The organism is Synechococcus sp. MIT S9508 (assembly GCF_047303045.1).
Taxonomy (GTDB): domain Bacteria; phylum Cyanobacteriota; class Cyanobacteriia; order PCC-6307; family Cyanobiaceae; genus Synechococcus_C.
The window spans coordinates 39,839-55,735 of record NZ_CP138941.1 but is presented as its reverse complement, the minus strand read 5'-3'; the positions used below and the strand labels follow the sequence as shown (position 1 = coordinate 55,735).

The window sequence follows — 15,897 nt, the reverse complement described above, 5'->3', positions numbered from 1 at the left end:
GCTTCGTGGGTTTGAAACTTTAAAAAATATTGGGTGAGCTTATTTCGGATAAAGCAATGTCGATGCGTTTTAAAATCACAGGGTCGGCTTCTTTTGCGCTTGATTCAAGCAGAAGGGCTCTAGCTCTGCTATTGCCGATGCCTTCTAGTGCGATGCATGCGCTGTAGCGCAATCCCCAGTCGTCAGGGTATTGCAATGTCCAGCTCAGCTTATCCATTGTGATAGTGAGTGATGGACAATCGGCTTGCTGAATCCAGTCAATGTCTCCAAGTGCGCATGCTGCCACACGTCGGATGTTGCCCTGGCAGTGATTGCCGATTTCGACTCCAACAGCATCGATCAAGGCTGGTACATAATCACTATTTTTTAGCGTTGCCATGGCTTTAACAAGGCCCATTTTGATGTCTTGATCTGATTCTGAAAAGTACAGATTGTGTAGATCTTCTTTGATGCTTTTCGGGCTTTCGGCAAGCAGCCTGATGCCTTCCTCGCGTTCCATCAATGACGGCGATCCGAGCTTCTCAAAGGCAAGGGAGAGTATGTCTGCTGTTGATCTGAGTGATTGCTCGGTGCTGGTCGGTTTTGTAATGTCTTGATTGATGAGCAAATTGCCCGCAAAGTTTTCTCTGGTTAATCCGTCAAGTGTTTTGAAGAGAGAATCATGCGCCTCTTGATTCTGCGCCCCTTGCTCATTTTCTCCCTTGGCTGATTTGAGTAGCGAATCGCTCAGGATTGCCCTGATGGCATACATTTTGACGTTATTGGGGATTGGGGCTGCCAGAATGGATTTTGCTGCTGAGATCGTTCCGATTCGGGCAAGGTCGAAAGCTGCTGATTGCCTCACAAAACGATTTTCGTGATTCAGGAGGGCAATCACTTGATCGAGATAGCTTTTCTCGCCAGTGCATTCATAGAAGAATGCTGCTGCTGAGCTCACCACTCTCTCGCAGTCTGATTGAAGGAAAGGCTTGATTTTCTCAGCAACCTGCCAAACTTGATTTGAAGCCAGTGCTTCAATGAGAGCTTCTATTGGTTTGTTATCAATATCTTTGTCTAGATAGCTGATTAGTGCATGAGAGCATTGATCGTTTTTGATTTCGATCAATGCTCTCAATGTTGCTTCATGGAGTTGAACATCATTGGTATTCAGTGTTTCAAGAAGTGAGTGAATGCAACTTGCATCTTTGATCATCCCGAGCGATCGTGCTGCTTGCCTTCGCAGTGGGTAGCCACCTGTAGAGGTCACCTCTCGTTCATCCTTCAGGCAGTCGACCAGCTTGGGGATTGCTTCGATCGCTCGGTGTTTGCCCAGCCACCAGGCGCCGTGATAGCGAACACCAGCATCTTCATGATCTAGGGCTTCAAGGGCTGATTGTGTTGAGTTGATTGGGATCAAGTCTCTATTCTGTGGCGGCAGCTCTTGGGCTTTAGCTTAAAAGGCGGCGTCCCTGTGCTGTTTCTCTGAAAAGACCGCATCATGCCTGGGATTTTTTTCGGAGGGTTAACACCACTTCGCTTCCCATGATGCAGTCTTTTTGAAGCGAAATTCACCTGCGATTGAGCCCCAGCATCGCTCTTTGGTCACTGGGTCCTGGCCACGATCAAGCGTTGAAAGAGTGTCTCGATCCAGGTGGAATGAGCTAACAAGAATGGTGTCTTTGCCCTCTCGTTTGACAATGCAGCAAGAGCCTGGCTCTATTTCTCCATGATATCCGTCTTCTCTTTGGGTGACTTGGTAGTGGCAATTGTTCAATGGTATGAGATCTGATTCTTTGATCTGATTTCGTAGAGTGATGTCTGTTGTTGCTTTTGAGAATTGATCGGGTTCCCTAAAAACATGGTTCCAGAGTTTGATGATTCCATTCTCAACTTCTTCTGCTCGTATCATTCGTAATCGGTATGGGTTTTTCGGGTCGACTGCATAAGTTTGTTCCAGAAGAATGGATCCCTGCTGAAGATGCTCTATCGGTCGATATTTAAGAAAGATATGAGCAAACAATGGAGGGTTATCGAAGGCTTGCTGTTGATTGCTGTACTCTCCGCATAGAAGGTCTAGGAATCGTTGCAGAGATGGTTTCATCAGTGAGTGACTGAAAAAAAAAGCCCCCAGATGGGGGCTTATGGAGAGTCTGAACAACGATGTTGATCAGATCAGGGCGTTGATCGCGTAGTCGAGATAGCTGTTGGCTTCTGTAGCCGCATCACCAGAAAGACCGTGGTTGGCCTTGATGTGCTTCAGTGCTTCAACGTACCAGGTCGGTGAGAGCTCAAAGGTCCGGTTGATTTCGGCAAGGCCAGCAATCAGGTAGTCATCCATAGGGCCTGTGCCTCCAGCAACGAGGCAATAGGTGACCATGCGCAGGTAATAGCCGATGTCCCTGGAACACTTGGCTTTGCCTTCAGTGGTTGAGGCATAGTTCGAGCCTTCCATCTGGGTGGTGAAAGGGAACTTGGTGTAAACAGCTTGTGCAGCTCCGTTGACCAGGGCATCACCCTTGGCAGTCAGAGCCTTGGCAGCCTCCAGGCTCGCTTTGGCGCGTGTAAAACGACCGGAAGCAGCTTGCACTTCGGCGTTGGTGAGGAAGCGGCCCTGGGAATCTGCTGCCGCGACGGCTTCGGTGAGGGGGGTTTTCATGATGAAGAAGGATTTAAGCGAAAAAAGTGGCTATCGGTATCAAGCGACAGAGGCTGCTGCGCGATCGAAGTAGGTTCCGATCTCGCTGTTGAGAGATGCACAATCACCTGAGGTGATTCCGTCTTTGTCGTTGACGATGGCCAGTGCGGCTTCTTTCATGAGATTGACGCCAGCGGCTACAGATGCGCCGGGAGTACCCAGTGCCAGGTAGGTCTCACGCAGGCCGTTGAGGCAGCGATCTTCCATCACAGAGGCGTCACCGGTGAAGACCGAGTAGGTGACATAGCGAAGGATGATCTCCATGTCGCGCAGGCAGGCAGCCATGCGACGGGAGGTGTAGGCGTTGCCGCCGGGGGCAATCAGTGCAGGCTGCTGAGCAAACAGAGCGCGTGCAGCATTCGCAACGATTGTTGAGGCGTTGCTGGAAATGCGGTTCACGGCGTCCAGACGCTTATTGCTGTCAGAGACGACGGCGGCGAGAGCATCAATCTCGCTGGTGTTGATGAACTGTCCCCGGGCGTCGGCCTGGGCGACAACCTTGGTGAAGGCGTCGAACATTTGGAACTCCTCTTGGCAGCGTCTAAATGGGTGTCACAGACACCGGAGGGACATCGTAAAAGTCCCGTCGGGGTCGAAAGCAATTCTCGCTAAGTGGTCGAAGCGCACCCGATTGCTGTTCATAATGCTTAACCCCCAGTCCAGGCAGGGTATTTGCTCAGTTCAGAGCAGCACACCGGCTATTAGAGGTCAAACAGCACATCGTGGATGTAAGCCTCGGTCCATTCACTGCCATGGAATCGAGTCAGCATTCCCCTGGCAGGATCTTTCTCTGCTCTGTAATCGGTGTAACGGCGTTGACCCGCCAGGAGATGCTCCATGCGTTGATCGGAGACAGGCTCGGCCGCAGCGGCGAGTTCCAGATAAAGGTTGAGGTAGTCATTGAAAGCTGGTCGCACCACGCTTTTGATGAGCTGATCTCCTTCTTCTCCCAGGGGCAATCGTGTCCAAAGGAAACCCGGCGAGAAGAAGGGCTGGGCTTCGTCAGGAATTGGACCTCCGTCTGGTAACTGAGAACGCCAGCGATCAAAAATCGGCATCAGCCGATCCCAAACGCCTTGAGTGTGTTCGCTGTCCTGCTTGTCAGCAGGTTGAAGATCGAGCGCGAGCAAATGGCCCGAAGGCAGGGTGACAAGGTCTCCGCCAAAGAAGGGCAAGTCATACCTCGGCAGAGGATTGATCACAAAGTTCAGAACCGATGCGGATGAGCCCGCACTGACGCAAGCCGCCCTCACCTGACGGAATTTCTTGCACTTGCAGGCCCAGGTGGCCGTGGTCACGCAGACAGGTTTCGCTTTCGATCCTGTTTGATCCTGCTTGAACAGAAAGGCATCGTTGACCGGATAGGGCTCGATCCCAAGAGGCTCTAGAGACTTGACAGCGTCCTCCAGGAACGGCTGCCAGCTCCAGCCTTCAATGGCAACAGGGTCAAGGCTGTTGCGTCGGTTTGAACTCATTGCTTGGCGGATGCTGGGAACAAAAATTCGCTCAGGAATCGGTCGGACCACTCTTTGCCGAAATGACTGGTGAAGAGTCCGTGAGCCGGGTCGCGTTCGGCGCTGTAAACGTCGTAGTTGTCCTGCAGGCGTTTCACTTCATCCGACTGAATGAGCGCGTCGGTTTTCAGAGCGGTGTCGTGAAGCTCCCAGTAGGCCTTCAGGAATGCACTGAATGCCGGCGGCAACGAGGTCTCCGCTTGATCAGCACCGCCACGACAAAACAACAACCAGGATGAGAAGTATTGATTCGGGTCGAACGAGCGCATCGTCTCTTCGCCATTGAGATCAGGAAATTCCTGATTCAGTTGTTTGAGGCCGGAGAAATAGCGATCGAGATAATTTGCATCCTGAACTAGAGGTTGGAAGTCGAGAACGGCAACGAGCTTTTGTCGCGCTCCAAACCAGAGCAGGTCGACTCCCATCAGAGGATGGTCAAGGCTGTAATCGGGATAGGCAACCGAATTCAGAACCTGCAGCTTGTCACCAGCATCAAGCCTGGTGACCCGCCAGCGACGGAAATTCGGGACCTCCCAAAGCCAGCTGCGGATCACGCTGGTGCCTTTCTTGGATTGGCATTCCTCGAGCCCAGCGGGCACGTCTATGGCCTTACCGCCTCGTTGCTGGATGCCGTGGTGAAGTTCCTTGAGAAATGGATCAAACACGTTTCAGCTCTCCTGGGTTGGAGGATTGTTGTCAGCTCTCTCTCTGGTGGCTGACGACAGGGCCGCAATCTCAGCGTTACTGGGACAGCGAAATTCAGTGCAGTACGTGGTCATGGCAACACCGTTGAGAAATTGCACCGAGCTCACCCGCATTCTGATTTGATCATTCACAAACCAGCATCGTTCGATACCTGTGTTGGTGTCATATCGGGTTTTGATCGTCAACACGCCATCATCAGCAAAGGAATAGGTGCTGACGACTGATTTTTTTTCCACATAACCGACATCTCTCAACAGAAATCCTTGACGGGGGTCTGCTGGATTAGGGGCATCGACAACCACTGCGGCGTAGTCGTTATTGCGCGTATCTTCCATCAAGTTGCTCTCCCAGTAAAACCTTGCTCCACCGCTGGTATCGCTGATTTTCACGTTCAGCGCTGAACACACTTTTTCAACTACTGGGTCATTGGTGTCGAACGGTTCGATGATCAAATTTGAATCTGCAGCTTCATCGTCTTGGCAATCCAGGTGATGGACGACTCGGCGATTCAGCCAAGTACCCCGACTTGCTTCAAAAAAGCTGGCCATCGTCATCGGGGTGATCCCCTCTGGTCTCATCATTGGCCGCTCTGAGCATTTCTTTGCGCCTTGAGTTGATCCAACACCTCATCGATTCGTGTGAGCTCAGGGTGTTCGCTGAGCGTGGCTTCTATTTTCTTTTGGGATAAACGAAGTTTTTTACCCAGCCCTAGAACGTCGTTATAAAGTCGTTCTCGATAGGTGGATAGTTCATCAATCGATTCCTGCAATTCTTCAATGCTGGGTGCTTGCTGAGGAGGTTGATCCGCCATGCTGAGCAAATGAACAGAAAAGCGAGTGTGAGCCTACCCGCCCACTGAAGCCCAAGTGTTGCCTGCGTTGCGATTGGTGATCTAGTGGTTTGACGGACAGATTTTCCCTTGCTCAGTGCCTTTTGTACTGTTCATGGCTAGGGCTATGGGGACCTTGAAGCCTGTTGAGGGCCTTGTTGAGCTCACAAGGTGACGAACTCTTGCGTGATCAGCTGATCCCGAACCACTGCTTGGTTGACCCGGCTTAGTTTGTTAAAGCGCTTCCAACCCCTTGGGTTTTTCAGCCATCGGCTCAAGACACCTTCAAAGGCCTTGTTTCAGTGGTTGCCTCTCGGCATCAGAAGCCTCTCCCCCACAAAACTGTCTGGCCCCAAATGCTCGACGCATTCTCCCGTTCGGTCGTCAGCGCTGACGCCAAAACCGCACCTGTAGGTGGTAGCGACCTCGCTGTCCTTCGCAGCTATGTCAGCCAAGGCAATAAGCGCCTGGACGCTGTCAACGCCATCACCTCCAACGCCTCCTGCATCGTTTCCGATGCTGTGACCGGCATGATCTGCGAGAACACCGGCCTGATTCAGGCTGGTGGTAACTGCTATCCCAATCGCCGCATGGCTGCATGCCTGCGCGATGGTGAGATCGTGCTCCGCTACATCAGCTATGCGCTGCTTGCAGGCGACGCTTCCGTGCTGGATGACCGTTGCCTGAATGGTCTGAAAGAGACCTACATCGCTCTGGGAGTTCCCACCCAGTCGGCAGCACGTGCCGTGGCCATCATGAAGGCTTCAGCAACTGCTCTCATCGGCGAAACCAACTCTCCTGCCTCTGGCGGCAAGCGTTTCCGCAAGATGGAGACCACACAAGGCGACTGCTCAGCTCTTGTTGCTGAAGCTGGTTCCTATTTCGATCGCGTGATCGGCGCCGTCTCCTGAACGGCTTCTCGCTTTCTTTTCAGACACTCTCCCTCTTAAAGGAACCCATCAATGAAGTCCGTCGTTACCACAGTTGTGACTGCTGCAGACGCAGCAGGTCGCTTCCCTTCCCAGAACGATCTTGAAGCCGTTCAGGGCAACATCCAACGTGCCGCTGCTCGACTTGAAGCTGCTGAAAAGCTGGCTGCTGGTCTTGATGCCGTGACTCGTGAAGCCGGTGATGCCTGCTTCAACAAGTACGCCTATCTGAAGCAGCCTGGTGAGGCTGGTGATAGCCAGGTCAAGGTTGACAAGTGCTACCGCGATCTGGGCCACTATCTGCGCCTGATCAACTACTGCCTCGTTGTTGGCGGCACTGGTCCTCTGGATGAGTGGGGAATTGCTGGTGCCCGTGAGGTGTACCGCTCACTGAGCCTTCCTACAGGCCCCTACGTTGAAGCACTCACCTACACCCGTGACCGTGCTTGTGCTCCTCGTGACATGAGCCCTCAGGCTCTCAACGAGTTCAAGTCCTACTTGGATTATGTGATCAACGCACTCTCCTGAGCTTGGTTACAGCAACTAGCTGAATCGGGGGGTGCTCAGGCATCCCCCTTTTTCATGATTGTTTTTCTCAGGATTGTTGGAGTCGATCAATCGCAAGCTGTAAAACGTTGCGGACTACTGGGTCAGATTCGCTTTCGAGTTGTGTTTGAAGATTAGGAATACTTGAACTGCAGCCGAGCTTCATCAGTGATAAAGCAGTGTTTTTTCTGACCAAACTCTCCTGATCTGAGAGAGCAGAGGAGAGTAAAGGTAATGTCCATTCTGAATCCTCAAGATTTCCAAGCAGGATGACCGCTTCAGAACGAATTTCAGCGCACGAATCCAGAAGAGACTTTTGAAGCAGGTCTCGATCCTCTTGGGAGTTTAGGGATTGAATCTGACTGGCAAGGGCTGATATTGCTGCTTTTCGAACTCTGGCATTGTCTGAGGTCAATGCACCTTTGAGGGTTTCTGGGGCTCGATCACCAATGATCGTGAGTGCCCAATTCGCTAGGCCAATTTGCATTTCTGTGCTGTCGACATTTTCAACGATGCTCAGAATTGCTCCGATTGATTCCTTTCCCATGGATGCCATCGCTCCCATTGTTGAGCCTTGCACCACTGAATCTGTATCGGTCAGAAAAGTCGTCAGAAGATCTGGCAGGCTATTCCGATCAGCAATCAAAGTCAGAGTTTTAGCAGCTGCTCTTCTCACTGTGACCTGATCACTGCGTCGCATGGCCTGGCACAAAGCAGGAACAGCTGCTTTCCCAATCGATCCCAAGCCCTCGGAAATTTGACGGCGAAGCAGCCCTCGAGGATCCCCCAGCCCGGCTACCATGATCGCGATGGAGTCTGGATCAGCGTCAATCGGCAATCCTGCGCTCAATTTTTCTTTGAGATGATTGGCAAGATCAAGGGCTTCTTCTTGACTCAACTGTGTTTCAGCGAAGTCATTCATTGAGCCCTCCATCACACTTGACTTTGACCATAGCCCAAACCATGACCGTTTTTATTGTCTCTCATAATCTTCAGATCACATCAGATAGTGTTCCTGCAATATCTGCTCAAGCGTTAGCTGATGGATTGAAGGGGCAATCAAATGCTTTTGATCATGCCCAAGCTTTAAATCATCCGCATTGGCTGATTCGTTTAGAGTCTTCTTTATCACCTGAAGATATGGCCAAAGAGCTCGTTCAGGCATGGAAAAAATTTCGAATTTCTTCTTCTCATGGCTCCGAGCATCATTGGCTTGCTCTTGGAGGTCGTAAGGATTCTCCGGGATCAGCTGGTTCCCCACTGCAAGATGGATCTTGGGGAGTTGATGTCGTTGAATGTACAAATCCTGAACAATTTCTGCTTGGCATCAACTGGGAAGCACTGAAAAGTGGAAGACCCAGCGATGCAGTCTTTGAAATCAAGGCCTAAATCGAGTTAGTCAGAGTTGTTCTATTTGCGTCGTTGACGACGATTCCTTTGGCTTGACTTTTTATCCGCTTTAGTGCTTTCAGCTTTATTCTCTGATTTCAGCTCTGTGTTCTTGGGGCTGGACGGTTTTGCTGGCGATAGTTCTACACTCTTCTCTTTCAAGTTGCTCTTGCTAGTAGTTGCTTGAGCTTGAGGCTCGCTTTTTGCGTAATCTCTATTCAGCGCAGTAACATTAAAGCCAGCACGATGCATCACTTGCATCCCCTGACATAGACCATTGAATGGAATGTTGAAATGTACGGACATCGATGGCCTTGAACGATTCATGGTCGTTGTTTGTACGATGAATCGCTTCCCAGAAAAAGGTCCCACAATGTTCAAGTAACTGATGCAACTCTATGCTGTTTTCGCTTCTCAAAGCATCGAGTTAGTTTTTTTTGACTAGTTTGAGTTTAGTGAAGACATCTTGCTTGATTTTAAGGTACAATTTATACGTGATTTTATACCTTGATGACAGGTCGTTTTGACAATATTCATCCCGAGCTGACATGTGAGCATGCACGCCGGATTCTTCTTCAGCCCATCAATGAGTTGGAGTCGCAAAGCGATTACTATATGGCAGCGTCTCATTTGATCAATTGCCCAGGATCGGAGACTGAACAAGCTTTAGTGAATTTGTTAGATAATCCTCTTAAGGAACAAGCTGTTAATATTGCTAAGAGAAAGGCTGTCGAAGTTCTTGGAAGGTTAGGTGCTTCGTCGTCGATCTCTAAAATTGGGCAATGCCTTTGGTCTGAAGACCGTTATTTGGTCGAAAACACTATATTTGCTCTCCAGCAATTGAAATGCAATAATCCTCGACTAACTGCAAAGATGATTGATCTGTTGGAAGATAATCGATGCAATCAGCGTGTTTTAATTCAATGCTTGGCAAGCCTGTCTGTGCAAGAATGCCTCGCCACAATTCAGGCTTTAAAGAATTCCGAATCTCCTGGAATCAGAGGAGCCGCAATTGCTGCAGATGCTCAACTCTCCGGTAGTAGAAAGCAGCTTTCTGTTGTGGCTGAGCATCTTTTGCTCCCAAACCAGATGGACCGTCAATGCGCAATCCAGGACTTAATTGATGCGCAAGCCGTTGAGTATCTGCCTTCAATTGTAGCGTCGCCAGTTTCCCCAGCTTTTCGAATGCGTGCTTGCAGGCTTCTGCTTAACGTTCAAGATCAGCATCCAGCCTTAATGGAATCAATTCATCTGATTGACACCATTCTAATTGATGAACCAGATGATATTACGCTTGTCCATGAGTATGACGTCACTCCTAATCCTGATTTTTTAGTGCGGGACCTCTTTAATACTGATTTCAGCCGTTGTTACCTTGCCTTGAAGATGTTGAGATCTATCTCTTCGGATGTACTCTGGCCAGTCATCTCAAAACAATGGGATGAAGAAGCACATAATGACTATGGTGCCCATTATTTCTTTATGCGCTTGATGGGTTCGCGGGGTGATTGGTCGCAGCAGGCTTTAAGTTGTATTGACGAAATCTTGAAGTCATCTGCAATCAATCTGCGGCCTCAGTTTCAAAAAAGCCGTGCTGCAGCGATATACTCTATAGCTCAATTGAATCCATCTCATTTTCTTGAGCTGATTCCTCAGTTTTTGGCCGATCAATACATGCCTCCTTGGGATTGTCGTTACGCGGTGATCTTGGCGTTGGAATCAATTTCTAATCGGGTCAATCAACTTGATGCTGATAATTGTTTGAAGCTACTTGCTGATGATGGCGATTGTTTTGTCCAAGCTAAGCTGTCATCGATGCAATCGGCTTGATTGACGGTGTTATCTGAATATTGATTGAATTATCCTTAGGGTCCTCTTGTCGCTAGTGTAGGATTGCTTTGAATTTGCAGGTATTTATATGGACGTGTCCAAAAATTCCATTGATTCTTTATTTGCTGATTTAGTACATCCAAATCCTAATATTCGCTTCACTGCTTGTTCGCTCCTTGCAGAGCAATTCCCTGAAGAGGCAATGCCTCGACTGTTCGAGTTGATGCATGATCCTGATCCAGGTGTTTATCGCACTGCGGTTAAAGCGTTAGGGATGATTGGCCATAAGAGTGTCCCCGAACTGATTCAATTATTCAACGCATCTGATAATGGAACCATTAGAGCGTGTTGTATTAAGGCAATTGTTCAGGTCTCGGTGTGTTTTCCTGATCAAGCTTTTTCTCTCGAAACGTTAGTGATGTTAGAAAAAGCTCTAGACGATGTCAGCCCAGTGGTCGCTCAGTCCGCTTTGATGACTCTTGGTCACCTTTCCAAGCAAGCATCAGAGCAATCTCGTGTCATTCCGCTGTTGATTAAGGCTTGCGATAGCAGCAATATTGCACACGTTCAAGGTGCGGCTATGTCGCTAGCTGAATTAGATTCTCCTTTGGTTAATCAGTGCCTTCACGGGTTGGCTCAAGATGAGAGCAAAGACGAATTAATCCGTGAAGTCGCTCAAGCAAGTCTTGAGAGGCGCCAGAGTTTGGGCCTGGATTGATCAGGTTTTTAGTCTTGTTCTAATACCTTAATTGCCACATTCATCACTGATTTGACTTGTTCGTCTTTTTCGATTGCTGCTGCATTTTTTAGCGGCCTGATGGCTTCTTCGGCTTCCATTTTCATCAGCGCCAGCGATGTATTCTTTCGGACTTGTACGGACTCATCGGACAGTAATTCGCAGAGTTTTTCGCTGGCATCTTCAGGCTCTAATGTTTTTCCAACCATCGTTGCTGCTTCTGCTCTGACCTCACTTGATTGATCCGACAATGCCTTGAGGAGCATCTTGCTCGCAGATTGGTACCTTCCCGATTGAATCTGTTCTGCCAAGACTGTAATGGCAGCGATCCGGATTTCTATATTCTCTGATTGTATTGCGTTGTTCAGTGCATCCGGAGCTTTTGAGCCGATAAAGCTTAATGCCAGGTTGATCAGTCCTACTTGGAAGGCTGTGCAGTTTGGCTCGGTGAGAATTTTCAGAAGATCTTCAATTGCAGGGACTCCTATCGTTGCCATTGCGCCGGCTGAGGATCCTTGAACGACAGGATCAGGATCTGTTTTAAATGCCTCGATCAAATTAGGTAAGGCTTGTTCACTACCAATCAGATTGAGCGTTTTTGCCGATGCGCGTCGAATGATCACATTTGGGTTGTTCTTCATGGCATCGCATAAATATGGAATAGCTGCTTCCCCGACGTTCCCTAGGCTTTGGGCGAATGTCAGTCGTAAAGAACCCCGTTGATCTCCCAATCCAGCAACCATTTGTTTGATCGACGTTTGATCAGAGCTTGGTGTTTCTTGATCGACTAATTTTTGTTTGAGTACTTCGGCCAACTCCAAAGCTTCTCGCTCGGTAAGCCCTTCAAGTTCATTGATTTGCTGATTAGATGTTGCCTCATTCATGGTTTTCATTCACTTGGATTGAATCTAATTGATTGTCTCGCCGCTCTGTTGGTTGGGAAATATCATGCCAAAGATTTGGCAAAAAAAAACCCCATCCTTGGATGGGGTTCATGGCTTATTTGATCAAACCTAAGTTTGGATCAGAAGTGAACTCCGAAAGGACGGAATGCCACGTAATCGGTCATCTTGGGAGGCTGATGTCCGCTGTACTGCTGTTGAGGCAGTTTGACAGGAGTCTTCTGAACGGCAGTGTAAGAGAACGACTGTGGCTTGTATTCCTCTCTGGAAGCAATCGCCAGAGGGTTGATGGTGCGGCTGTTGCGGCCTTGGGCGTTGTCGCTGATGGCAACCTTCATGCCGCCAAGCTCACGCATCAGATTGAAGGAACGTGTGAACATTCCCGCATAGGAATCGTGGCTTCTTTCGTAGGGGACGATGTCAGAGCCAAACACCTCTGTGTATTCAGCTGAGTCGGTCAGCTTGTCAATCAGCGCATCAAAGCCTTCTTCTGCTTGAAACTTGATGTGATCCTGAACTTCTGTCTGGTTCAGAGGTGCTCGGCCGAGCAGGTGCTTGAAGTTCAGTTCGATGCCACGTTGGGCGCCAACTGCATGGAAGAAGTTGGTCTTGTAAAAGTCCGACTTAGCCAAGCCGTTGACGAAATCACGAACAGTGATTTCACCGTTCATCAGCCTTACTTCCAATGAAGTTTCGCGCTGATTGTCTGTTGGAGGAAGATTTCCAAGGACTTGGCGGTAAGCAGCCGCGATCACGCGTTCAAGAGCTGCGCTGTTCTCTGGGCTGTACTGATCAAAGGTGACTCCGAAGGGGCACTCGGAGTGGAGTCTTGGCCCAATACCAATACCCATCGCGGAACAATGCTGACGCTTGTAATCAGCAATGGCGCCTGCAACGGTGCGAGGAGCGGTGTTTTTGCCGGCTTTGCTCGCTGTGGAGAACGAAGCGGGCCCTGTTCTGGTGGCTGACGTGAGGGCTTTCAGGCTGGTTTCTGTGCCGAGCATGATGAGAATTGGGGATAGGTGTGTTTGTTTGTTCCGAATTACCCCTGAATAATGCTTTTAATCGTGAAGCTCAAGAGCAAGTCGGTTGCAAACTTTGATGCAACAAGAAATCAAGGATTTTTTGCTGTTGCCACAGATGATTGGCGTCATTCTGTTTCAACGCCCAATTGGCTAGTTGACTGAGATTTTCTCGTGTTCAGCAACTTCTTGACTTAGTTGATTTACCTTTCGAGTCGAAGGTAAAAAAAAGGGTGGGCAGAAATGCCCACCCATGTCACATTGCTGAATTAAATCAACCTTTGAGCTGTGATCAGCCCAGGGAGTTGATCACGTAGTCCAGCAGGGTGTTGTAAGCGGTCAGAGCCTGGGGGCTCATGTCGCGAGGTGAGCAACCGTCGTTACGCATCTGGGAGAAACCAGCAACGTAGGTGCCAGCGTCGATGCTGAGGGCCTTGTAGACCTCTTTCTGACCGTTGATAGCCAGTTCGTCCAGGGGGCCGGTGCCGCCGGTGACGAGGCAGTAGTTGATCAGACGCAGGTAGTGAACGAAGTCACGCTTGCACTTCTCTTTGCCTTCGGTGGCGCACTTGCGAGGCTGGCGGCCTGTAGCACCGTTGGGGTACTGGGCATACACAGCGTCAACTGCGCGCTGAGCAATGGCGTCGTAGCCAGATGCCAGCTTTTCAGCAGCTTCCAAACGTGCAGCAGCACGCTGAATAGAACCCTGAACGGATTCCATGTCGGAAGCGGAGGGGAAGCGGGAAGCGCTATCGGCTGCGCCGACAACAGTGGTGATGACGGACTTCATGATGAAGGATGTGTGTTGTTTTGAACGATCAAACAGAAGTGGTTCAGCTGATGGCGCTGATCACCATGTCGAAGTAGCTGCCGGCTTCAGCAGACAGACTTGCGCAGTCACCCTGGGTGAGAGCAGCCTTCTTGACACCACTGTTGGTGTTGGTGATCAGAGCAGAAGCAGCAGCCTTCATGATGGCCACAGCGCGGGAAGCGGAACCGGTGGGAACGCCCAGAGCGGCGTAGGTTTCGCGGAGACCGTTCAGGCAGCGGTCCTGCAGCACGGATGCGTCACCGGCGAGCAGGGCGTAGCTCACGTAGCGGAGAACAATTTCACCGTCGCGCAGGCAAGCAGCCATTTTGCGGTTGGTGTACACACCACCGTTAGGGGCTGTCAGGCCGGTGTTCTCGCAACAGATACCTGCAACAGCATCAGAAACGATGCAGGCAGAGTTGCCGGAGATGGCGTTAACAGCGTCGAGGCGCTTGTTGCCATCAGCAATGAAGGACTTGAGGGAGGCCAGCTCGCCTCCGCCGATGAAAGCGCCGCTGGAATCGGCCGAGACGGCCTTCCGGGAGAATGCGTCGAGCATGGGTGCTTCGGAAAGTTTAGAGGGGGATGCAAATCCGCATCACGAATGACGTTAACCCTGCTTTCTGCCTCGCCACCAAAAGCAGATTGTCAGGACACACAAGTTTGCAAAACCAATTCGAAGGAAAAAATAAAAATTCCAAAGTTCTTAAGCGTTTAGCTCTGAACCCCCTGTGCCGCAGTCGAAGTGGTGGTTATGACATCTGTTTAAGCACCTGCTCGCAGCTCCATTTCAGTGGTACCCAACGCGTATTCATTTGAATGTCTTGGAGGAGCTCAATTTGGTCATTGAGTTCAAGTCTGAGACAGGCCCATGCAGCGGCAACTCTGGATTTTGCGTATTGCGGCAGCGTCTCAGCCAGGGCCGTTCGCACCAGATCGCTGCGTTCGTGCACTCTGTTCAGTCCGATGACGGCTGTGAGTAGGTAGTTCGCTCCATAGTCACTCCAGAACTTGGCGTGAATGTGATCGATTTCCTCCAGCTGTTGTGGCCTGGGCATCTTCATCAGAGTGAGTGCGCCCCCGTGCTGCTTGCCTTCGTTACGGTGCTGGAGATTTTTTCGATGTCGCTCTGCGAGCTTTCGTAGATCCAGTCTTGTTGTAAGGCCATATCCAAAGGATTGTCCTGAAGCAGTGTCGTGATCAGTTCTGCGTAGGGGGCCGGAACCAGTCCTGTTTTCTCGGGATCCACGATTTGAAAGGCGCTCTTCGCTCTGAGCGGCATCGACACCGGAGATGACACCAGATGCTCCAGCACGGAACTCTCGCCGGCATCTCCTAAGTCGATCACAGCAGATCGGCGTCGCCCAGCGATGGGATCGGTGAGTTGAGGAATCAGGGGATTCAGCCGATCGATCCGACCGTGAATCTTGGCGGCATAGGCACGAGCAGCCCCTGCAACGAGTGGATTGGCGTCGTCCTCCAGCACGGATATTTCATGGTCTGCTTTTTCGATCCCAAGACGTCTGTGCTCCTGAATCACGGATCTTTTCTGGTTGTCGCTTCCCTTTAAAGCGTTGAGAAGATCTCTGCGTTGCTCTATATCAAGGGCGGAACCAATCTGCGCAATCGAGTCAACAGCATTGATCACTGAGGGCTCATCATCAAATGTCAGTGCACTGAAGAGTCCTGGCAAGGCGCGGGAATCTCGGCGTCGCCCTAGAGCTTCCAGCACCTTTCGGCGCGTAATTCGATTGAACAGATTTTCTTGTTCAAGACTGATGGCTTCGATCAGAGCCTCAAGTGATTCATCGCTTTGGCATGCAGCAAGGCGAGTCGCTGCCGTGTATTTCTCTAAAGGATTTTTGAGTTCTTCAGGGTTTGTTTTCAGTAACTAAATTGCTTTTTCTTCAGCTAGTCCGGCAAAGAGAACATCAAATCGTTCAGACATGATTGATGATGCCGCCTATTACCTAAGTCTTTTTGATTCTACATCCTCAGGTCTCGCAAGGA

General features: G+C 50.1%; 20 protein-coding genes. 5 read left to right on the top strand and 15 right to left on the bottom strand.

The annotated features are described in order from the left end of the window. Positions 1–19 precede the first annotated feature (19 nt). The 8 genes from SIB42_RS00360 to SIB42_RS00325 all read right to left on the bottom strand — a co-directional run bounded on the left by SIB42_RS00360 (position 20) and on the right by SIB42_RS00325 (position 5,704). The gene (locus SIB42_RS00360) at positions 20–1,396 is read right to left on the bottom strand and encodes a HEAT repeat domain-containing protein (RefSeq protein ID WP_067095427.1); all 1,377 of its coding nucleotides are present in this window, start codon (positions 1,394–1,396) and stop codon (positions 20–22) included. A gap of 105 nt (positions 1,397–1,501) precedes the next feature. Further along, positions 1,502–2,080, bottom strand: a complete 579-nt coding sequence (locus SIB42_RS00355) for a chromophore lyase CpcT/CpeT (protein WP_067095629.1) — start codon at positions 2,078–2,080, stop codon at positions 1,502–1,504. A 66-nt stretch (positions 2,081–2,146) separates the two neighbouring features. Continuing rightward, a complete protein-coding gene (gene cpcA / locus SIB42_RS00350) occupies positions 2,147–2,635 on the bottom strand; it encodes a phycocyanin subunit alpha (RefSeq protein ID WP_067095430.1) in 489 nt (162 codons plus the stop codon). 39 nt (positions 2,636–2,674) lie between these two features. Further along, the gene (locus tag SIB42_RS00345) at positions 2,675–3,193 is read right to left on the bottom strand and encodes a phycocyanin subunit beta (RefSeq protein ID WP_067095437.1); all 519 of its coding nucleotides are present in this window, start codon (positions 3,191–3,193) and stop codon (positions 2,675–2,677) included. 182 nt (positions 3,194–3,375) lie between these two features. Next, a complete protein-coding gene (locus SIB42_RS00340; RefSeq protein ID WP_067095439.1) occupies positions 3,376–4,149 on the bottom strand; it encodes a phycoerythrobilin:ferredoxin oxidoreductase in 774 nt (257 codons plus the stop codon). Continuing rightward, positions 4,146–4,853 carry a 15,16-dihydrobiliverdin:ferredoxin oxidoreductase gene (locus tag SIB42_RS00335; RefSeq protein WP_067095442.1) on the bottom strand — a complete coding sequence of 236 codons (708 nt, stop codon included), beginning with the start codon at positions 4,851–4,853 and terminating at the stop codon, positions 4,146–4,148. Before SIB42_RS00335 ends, SIB42_RS00340 begins: the two co-directional genes overlap by 4 nt. A gap of 3 nt (positions 4,854–4,856) precedes the next feature. Further along, entirely contained in the window at positions 4,857–5,471 is a 615-nt protein-coding gene (locus tag SIB42_RS00330) for a phycobiliprotein lyase (RefSeq protein ID WP_067095445.1), read from the bottom strand. Beyond that, positions 5,471–5,704, bottom strand: a complete 234-nt coding sequence (locus SIB42_RS00325) for a hypothetical protein (protein WP_067095633.1) — start codon at positions 5,702–5,704, stop codon at positions 5,471–5,473. The genes SIB42_RS00330 and SIB42_RS00325 overlap by 1 nt, the downstream gene beginning before the upstream one ends. A 374-nt stretch (positions 5,705–6,078) precedes the next feature. Here SIB42_RS00325 and cpeB point away from each other — a divergent pair, with 374 nt between their 5' ends. Both cpeB and cpeA read left to right on the top strand, forming a co-directional pair. Continuing rightward, positions 6,079–6,633: a class 1 C-phycoerythrin subunit beta gene (gene cpeB / locus SIB42_RS00320; protein WP_067095448.1), complete on the top strand. Its 555-nt coding sequence runs from the start codon at positions 6,079–6,081 to the stop codon at positions 6,631–6,633. Between the two features lie 51 nt (positions 6,634–6,684). Then, a complete protein-coding gene (gene cpeA / locus SIB42_RS00315) occupies positions 6,685–7,179 on the top strand; it encodes a class 1 C-phycoerythrin subunit alpha (RefSeq protein ID WP_066904317.1) in 495 nt (164 codons plus the stop codon). 67 nt (positions 7,180–7,246) lie between these two features. Here cpeA and SIB42_RS00310 read toward each other — a convergent pair whose 3' ends face one another. Beyond that, entirely contained in the window at positions 7,247–8,119 is an 873-nt protein-coding gene (locus tag SIB42_RS00310; RefSeq protein ID WP_231856417.1) for a HEAT repeat domain-containing protein, read from the bottom strand. 41 nt (positions 8,120–8,160) lie between these two features. Between SIB42_RS00310 and SIB42_RS00305 the strand changes: the two genes are divergently transcribed. The 3 genes from SIB42_RS00305 (at position 8,161) to SIB42_RS00295 (ending at position 11,134) form a co-directional block, all read left to right on the top strand. Then, on the top strand, positions 8,161–8,586 hold the full coding sequence (locus tag SIB42_RS00305; protein WP_074160748.1) for a DUF2656 family protein: 426 nt from the start codon (positions 8,161–8,163) through the stop codon (positions 8,584–8,586). Between the two features lie 510 nt (positions 8,587–9,096). Then, positions 9,097–10,416 carry a HEAT repeat domain-containing protein gene (locus SIB42_RS00300; protein ID WP_067095458.1) on the top strand — a complete coding sequence of 440 codons (1,320 nt, stop codon included), beginning with the start codon at positions 9,097–9,099 and terminating at the stop codon, positions 10,414–10,416. An 88-nt stretch (positions 10,417–10,504) separates the two neighbouring features. Further along, entirely contained in the window at positions 10,505–11,134 is a 630-nt protein-coding gene (locus SIB42_RS00295) for a HEAT repeat domain-containing protein (RefSeq protein ID WP_067095461.1), read from the top strand. 8 nt (positions 11,135–11,142) lie between these two features. On the opposite strand, the gene SIB42_RS00290 is transcribed toward SIB42_RS00295, so the two are convergent. The 6 genes from SIB42_RS00290 to SIB42_RS00265 all read right to left on the bottom strand — a co-directional run bounded on the left by SIB42_RS00290 (position 11,143) and on the right by SIB42_RS00265 (position 15,775). Continuing rightward, a complete protein-coding gene (locus SIB42_RS00290; protein ID WP_067095636.1) occupies positions 11,143–12,036 on the bottom strand; it encodes a HEAT repeat domain-containing protein in 894 nt (297 codons plus the stop codon). A gap of 140 nt (positions 12,037–12,176) precedes the next feature. After that, positions 12,177–13,058 (bottom strand): phycobilisome rod-core linker polypeptide, encoded by an 882-nt coding sequence (locus SIB42_RS00285; RefSeq protein ID WP_067095463.1) that lies wholly within the window; start codon positions 13,056–13,058, stop codon positions 12,177–12,179. Between the two features lie 310 nt (positions 13,059–13,368). Continuing rightward, positions 13,369–13,866, bottom strand: coding sequence for a class 2 C-phycoerythrin subunit alpha (gene mpeA / locus SIB42_RS00280; protein WP_067095466.1), 498 nt, complete (start codon positions 13,864–13,866; stop codon positions 13,369–13,371). Positions 13,867–13,909: 43 nt separating this feature from the next. Next, the gene (locus SIB42_RS00275) at positions 13,910–14,446 is read right to left on the bottom strand and encodes a bleomycin hydrolase (RefSeq protein ID WP_067095469.1); all 537 of its coding nucleotides are present in this window, start codon (positions 14,444–14,446) and stop codon (positions 13,910–13,912) included. Positions 14,447–14,639: 193 nt separating this feature from the next. After that, positions 14,640–14,945 (bottom strand): hypothetical protein, encoded by a 306-nt coding sequence (locus SIB42_RS00270; RefSeq protein ID WP_369818448.1) that lies wholly within the window; start codon positions 14,943–14,945, stop codon positions 14,640–14,642. A gap of 5 nt (positions 14,946–14,950) precedes the next feature. Next, positions 14,951–15,775, bottom strand: a complete 825-nt coding sequence (locus tag SIB42_RS00265) for a HEAT repeat domain-containing protein (RefSeq protein ID WP_413328595.1) — start codon at positions 15,773–15,775, stop codon at positions 14,951–14,953. Positions 15,776–15,897 lie beyond the last annotated feature (122 nt).

What these genes read in the sequence shown, in the direction of transcription:
- SIB42_RS00300 (WP_067095458.1), top strand. Translation starts at nt 9,097, where the DNA reads ATGACAGGTCGTTTTGACAATATTCATCCCGAGCTGACATGTGAGCAT.
- SIB42_RS00295 (WP_067095461.1), top strand. Translation starts at nt 10,505, where the DNA reads ATGGACGTGTCCAAAAATTCCATTGATTCTTTATTTGCTGATTTAGTA.
- cpcA (WP_067095430.1), bottom strand. Translation starts at nt 2,635, where the DNA reads ATGAAAACCCCCCTCACCGAAGCCGTCGCGGCAGCAGATTCCCAGGGC.
- SIB42_RS00340 (WP_067095439.1), bottom strand. Translation starts at nt 4,149, where the DNA reads ATGAGTTCAAACCGACGCAACAGCCTTGACCCTGTTGCCATTGAAGGC.
- mpeA (WP_067095466.1), bottom strand. Translation starts at nt 13,866, where the DNA reads ATGAAGTCCGTCATCACCACTGTTGTCGGCGCAGCCGATAGCGCTTCC.
- cpeA (WP_066904317.1), top strand. Translation starts at nt 6,685, where the DNA reads ATGAAGTCCGTCGTTACCACAGTTGTGACTGCTGCAGACGCAGCAGGT.
- SIB42_RS00355 (WP_067095629.1), bottom strand. Translation starts at nt 2,080, where the DNA reads ATGAAACCATCTCTGCAACGATTCCTAGACCTTCTATGCGGAGAGTAC.
- SIB42_RS00345 (WP_067095437.1), bottom strand. Translation starts at nt 3,193, where the DNA reads ATGTTCGACGCCTTCACCAAGGTTGTCGCCCAGGCCGACGCCCGGGGA.
- SIB42_RS00275 (WP_067095469.1), bottom strand. Translation starts at nt 14,446, where the DNA reads ATGCTCGACGCATTCTCCCGGAAGGCCGTCTCGGCCGATTCCAGCGGC.
- SIB42_RS00330 (WP_067095445.1), bottom strand. Translation starts at nt 5,471, where the DNA reads ATGAGACCAGAGGGGATCACCCCGATGACGATGGCCAGCTTTTTTGAA.
- SIB42_RS00325 (WP_067095633.1), bottom strand. Translation starts at nt 5,704, where the DNA reads ATGGCGGATCAACCTCCTCAGCAAGCACCCAGCATTGAAGAATTGCAG.
- SIB42_RS00310 (WP_231856417.1), bottom strand. Translation starts at nt 8,119, where the DNA reads ATGAATGACTTCGCTGAAACACAGTTGAGTCAAGAAGAAGCCCTTGAT.
- SIB42_RS00305 (WP_074160748.1), top strand. Translation starts at nt 8,161, where the DNA reads ATGACCGTTTTTATTGTCTCTCATAATCTTCAGATCACATCAGATAGT.
- SIB42_RS00285 (WP_067095463.1), bottom strand. Translation starts at nt 13,058, where the DNA reads ATGCTCGGCACAGAAACCAGCCTGAAAGCCCTCACGTCAGCCACCAGA.
- cpeB (WP_067095448.1), top strand. Translation starts at nt 6,079, where the DNA reads ATGCTCGACGCATTCTCCCGTTCGGTCGTCAGCGCTGACGCCAAAACC.
- SIB42_RS00270 (WP_369818448.1), bottom strand. Translation starts at nt 14,945, where the DNA reads ATGCCCAGGCCACAACAGCTGGAGGAAATCGATCACATTCACGCCAAG.
- SIB42_RS00290 (WP_067095636.1), bottom strand. Translation starts at nt 12,036, where the DNA reads ATGAATGAGGCAACATCTAATCAGCAAATCAATGAACTTGAAGGGCTT.